Genomic DNA, 4,122 nt, shown 5'->3' with positions numbered 1-4,122 from the left:
GCCCTCAGACGGTGCGGGGGTGGGCGGCGTCGTCATGGCCGATCCCTACCCAACCGCCCGGTCCATATCCCACCCTTTCGGGCGGCCATTTGTTGCCTGTCAGTGGTCTGGCGCCATGTTGCTCCGGGTGGTCGGCCTGGCCTCGGGGTGGATGCCCGGCCTTCGTCTTCAGCCGGGGAGGACGTCGACTCACGGTTGACCGACGGTGCCCGAGAGGCCGGGGCCAGCGGTGGGGGCAGGCGTGGGCGCGCCAGCCGTCGCCGCGGTGCCGTCCGAGCGCAGGTCCGAGCCGGTGCCGACGGTCGCGGTCGGGGCCGCGGTGGGGATGGGGGACCCCGACGGCGAAGTGGCGGTGGTAGCCGTGGCCGATGGATCGGGGGTGGCGGTCGGCGTCGGGGTCGGCGCGGGCGCCGTGGTGGCGGTAGGTGTCGCGGTGGTGTGTCGTTGTGTATGCGTGGTCTTCGTGGAGTTTTCCGGCGACTCGCCGTCCACGGTCGACTGCTCGGTCTGCGCCGCGCGGCGGGTCTGCGCGACGCGCTCGGGCGTCGGGCGGACCAGCAGGTACAGCGCCACCGTCAGCAGGAAGAACACCACCAGGGCCATGGTGGAGCGGCGCATGTGGATCGAGTGCAGGAACTGGACCGGTCGCAGTGAGGACAGTGACGTCAAGCGCGGGACCGCCTGGTCGGGTCGGGGCCGGTCACGAGGAGGTGGGAGCGGCGGTGTCGAGATCCGTGGGCACGATGATGCCCTCCCGCAGCAGGGCGGTACCGATGCGCGCCCGCAGCGTCCGGCCCACCTCGAACTGCCGACCTGGCTGGGTGCGGGCCACCACTCTGATCTTGAATTCGTCGAGGTCCATGCTCTCCACACCCATCACGGTCGGGGCGTCGAGGAGCAGGGCGTGCAGGGTCTCGTCCGCGTAGGACTCGGCGCCGACCCGGTTGAGCAGATCGCTGACGGTGGTGAGGTCCACGGTCGCCGGGACGGGCACGTCGACGATCGCCCGGGCCCAGTCCCGGGACAGGTTGATCACCTGGACGATCTGCCCGTTGGACGTGGTGACCACCTCGCCGCTGCTCGTCCGGATCCGGGTGATGCGCAGCGTGACCTCTTCCACCGTGCCGGTCGACCCGGTCGCCGGCCCGCCGGCGACGAGCAGGCGGACCAGATCGCCGAAGCCGTACTGGCGCTCGGCGATGATGAAGAACCCGGCGAGGATGTCCTGCACGACCCGCTGCGCACCGAAACCGAGGGCGACACCGACGATCGTCGCCGGTGCGACGAAGCCGGTCAGGGGAACGCCGAAGCGCTGCAGCACCAGCACCGCCGTCAGGCAGTAGACGATGACCAGTACGACCCAGGTGACGACCTGGGCGACGGCGTGCCGGTGCTTGGCCGCCTCCGTGCGCACCACCCGGTCCGTCCCTGTGGCGGGCACGTCGATCCGGCTGGTGACGCGGTCGCCGAGCCAGGTTGCCAACCGGGTGAGCAGCACCGCCCCCGTCACCAGCAGCACGACCTCCAGGCCGCTGCCGCGGGCCCAGTGCCCGATGTCGCTCAGCGGGGCGGACGCGGTGATCACGGTTGTGGACGCGCCGGCTGCGCTGATCATGCGACCCGGCGGGGCGGGCGCGCACAGGTCGTCGCCGACGGCGCCGGCTGGGACTGTCGAACTCCGCTCACCCCCCCGAACCTACCCTCGGTCCAACCAACGGGTACACACCGGATCAAGGTCACATGGGCGCCCTACCGGCCCCGGTGTGGTCTCGGGCCGCGTCGACATCGGCCGGGAGATCGGGGATGCTGAGCGGGTTGCCTGGTGGAGGGGACGGTTGAGATGCTCGCAAGGTTCGGCCGAGCCCGACTCCGAGGCCGACTCCGATCCACCGCGGATGACCGATCGGACTATCTGGTGGGTGCTCCCGCCGGTCGTCGCGAGCCGGCACCGGGGCCCTACGACGTCGCCGACGCGCCGAACGATCGGGTCCGCCGGCTGGATCTGGGCTCGCTCATCGTCCCGGTGCCGGACGGCGTCGCGGTCGACCTGCGGACGGATCCGGACACCGGCCGCGGTGTCGCCGTCGAGGTGAGCGTCGGCCGGGCGACGATGACGCTGACCGTGTACGCCGCGCCGAAGAGCCACGGCCTGTGGGGCGAGGTTCGCGCCCAGCTGCGCCAGCCGTCCGCCGAGCGGCTCCCGGGCCCCGCCGGCTGGACCGGGCCGAGCGTGCGCGGGCCGGCCGGGGAGACGATCGGCGACGCCGGAACGGAGCTTTGGTTCACGGCCGGGGTGGCGGCGGTGCCAGGCGGGGAGGCATGGCTGGTACGAGTGCTCGGCTTCGACGGTCCCCGCTGGTTCCTGCGGGCCGTGGTCACGGCGCCCGGCACGGCGCCCGGCACGGCGCCCGGCACGGCGCCCGGCACGGCGCCCGGCACGGCGCCCGGCACGGACGTCCTCATCGACGACGTGCTGCGCGGGGTGATCGTGCTGCGTGGCGGGCGAGCGGCCCCGCGCGGCGCAGCCCTGCCGCTGCGTCTGTCCACAGACCGTGACGACAATCCGCCCAACGGCGACATCGGCGGCGAGCTCGGTCGGATCCGACCGTCCGGCGCCATCGTCCTGGACACCCGGGGGATCAACCGCGAGGTGATCGGGGCGCCGGTCGGCGGACTCAGCCGCAACCTGACCACCTGGGGCTGACGCCCGAGGGCCCGAGTGCTCGCGGGTCCGCCGACGCTCGCGGGCGCTGGTGCTGGTGCTGATCGGCCCGTGGTCGTGGGGTTGTTCCGCCTGTACACAGGGGCCTTCGGGCGGCCGATCCGGAGCGTGGCGGGAGCGATGCTAACAGGGTCGGATCCGACCGTGTTGGGAGGCAGCGATGCTCCGTCACAGTTCGACGCCCGCGCATGTCGTGGTGCGCGATCTGTCCGCCGACTTCGTCACGGAGGACGGTGCGCGTGCCTCCGTGGCAGGCACCCTGCGTTACGACCCGGCAGATCCATTCGCGGTGGAGTTGATCCTGCGCCCCGGCCGGGAGTCCATCACCTGGATCTTCGCGCGCACGCTGCTCGCGGAGGGGACGCAGGGCCCCACCGGCACCGGCGACGTGCGTATCCGGCCGACCCGGTCGGAGGGGCGAGCGGTCGTCACCGTCTCCCTGTCCAGCCCGTCCGGGCACGCCGACCTCGAACTACCCCGCTCGATCGTCACCCGGTTCCTCGCGGAGATCGAGGAGAAGGTGCCGGCGGGCCGGGAGAGCGAGGGCATCGACTGGAACGCGGAGCTGCGCACCCTTCTGCGCACCCGCAACCCCTGACGTCCCGAGCCGCCGGCGCTCCGCCCGCTCAGGTGGGCGCCCCGGCCTGCTTCGCGAGGAACATCATCTCGATGCCACCCTTGGTGGCCCGCCCGGTCTCCCGGTACCCGCAGCGGGTGTAGAGGCGGATGTTGTCGACGCTGCGGGCGCCCGTGAACAGCTCGAAGCACGCGGCGGTCGGGTGGCGGAGTTCGATCTCGGCGAGCAGCTGGCTGGCGAGCCCCCGGCGGCGCAGCCGCGGATGGGTGACGAGCCGGCCGACCCGGCAGATGCCGCCGTCGAGTCGCCCGCGCACCGCCGCCACCACCTCCCAGCCGCGCCGTGCGACGAGGACGACCGTGGCGCCGTCGCTCCGCCCGTCACCGCCTGCAGCGAGGATGCCGTGCAGCTCGGCGACTGTCTCCGTCAGCGGCGCGATGGAGTGGTCGCCGTACAGCTCGGCCTCGGCCTGGTAACAGAGATACTGCAGTTTGACGATCTGGTCCGCGTCCCTGTCGCGGGCGGTTGCGAGGATGATCCCGTCATCCGGCGGCGAAGCCGGAAGCGCTGCGGCTGTGGCTGCGGGGCGTGGACCGGGAACGGGGCGTGATCCGGCGTCGGGCATGACCGCCATCCTCCCAGCCGGGCGGATCATGTGCGGCCGGCTGGCCAGCGAGGCGCGTATGGGTGAGCCGTGGTCGCTGGTGCGGACTTGCTGGAGGTTGATGAGCATCTGGGGCTCGGCAACGGTCAACAACCTCCAGCATCTCGCCGCACGTTCCGACGAGCGGCGAGGCCCGAAGCCGGGGGCCTGTCTCTTATA

At 72.4% G+C, this 4,122-nt stretch carries 5 protein-coding genes; 2 read left to right on the top strand and 3 right to left on the bottom strand.

What is annotated here, in order from left to right; translation table 11 throughout:
• Window positions 1–189: 189 nt before the first annotated feature.
• Both NBZ83_RS30580 and NBZ83_RS30575 read right to left on the bottom strand, forming a co-directional pair.
• Complete coding sequence (locus NBZ83_RS30580) at window positions 190–669, bottom strand: Rv3103c transmembrane domain-containing protein (protein WP_261576358.1); 480 nt, start codon at window positions 667–669, stop codon at window positions 190–192.
• A gap of 31 nt (window positions 670–700) precedes the next feature.
• A complete protein-coding gene (locus tag NBZ83_RS30575) occupies window positions 701–1,615 on the bottom strand; it encodes a mechanosensitive ion channel family protein (RefSeq protein WP_261564603.1) in 915 nt (304 codons plus the stop codon).
• Window positions 1,616–1,915: 300 nt separating this feature from the next.
• On the opposite strand from NBZ83_RS30575, the gene NBZ83_RS30570 reads away from it, so the two are divergent.
• Both NBZ83_RS30570 and NBZ83_RS30565 read left to right on the top strand, forming a co-directional pair.
• Complete coding sequence (locus tag NBZ83_RS30570) at window positions 1,916–2,704, top strand: DUF3710 domain-containing protein (protein ID WP_261576357.1); 789 nt, start codon at window positions 1,916–1,918, stop codon at window positions 2,702–2,704.
• A gap of 178 nt (window positions 2,705–2,882) precedes the next feature.
• Window positions 2,883–3,320: an SsgA family sporulation/cell division regulator gene (locus NBZ83_RS30565; RefSeq protein ID WP_009742557.1), complete on the top strand. Its 438-nt coding sequence runs from the start codon at window positions 2,883–2,885 to the stop codon at window positions 3,318–3,320.
• Window positions 3,321–3,348: 28 nt separating this feature from the next.
• Here NBZ83_RS30565 and NBZ83_RS30560 read toward each other — a convergent pair whose 3' ends face one another.
• Complete coding sequence (locus NBZ83_RS30560) at window positions 3,349–3,924, bottom strand: GNAT family N-acetyltransferase (RefSeq protein ID WP_261564605.1); 576 nt, start codon at window positions 3,922–3,924, stop codon at window positions 3,349–3,351.
• Window positions 3,925–4,122 lie beyond the last annotated feature (198 nt).

Source organism: Frankia gtarii (assembly GCF_025403375.1).
GTDB lineage: Bacteria > Actinomycetota > Actinomycetes > Frankiales > Frankiaceae > Frankia > Frankia gtarii.
The sequence above is the reverse complement of the archived record's forward strand: the minus strand, read 5'-3'. Positions and strand labels throughout refer to the sequence as shown.

Bases quoted from the DNA above. Each gene is read 5' to 3' on its own strand.
- NBZ83_RS30575 (WP_261564603.1), bottom strand. From the start codon at position 1,615: ATGATCAGCGCAGCCGGCGCGTCCACAACCGTGATCACCGCGTCCGCC.
- NBZ83_RS30565 (WP_009742557.1), top strand. From the start codon at position 2,883: ATGCTCCGTCACAGTTCGACGCCCGCGCATGTCGTGGTGCGCGATCTG.
- NBZ83_RS30560 (WP_261564605.1), bottom strand. From the start codon at position 3,924: ATGCCCGACGCCGGATCACGCCCCGTTCCCGGTCCACGCCCCGCAGCC.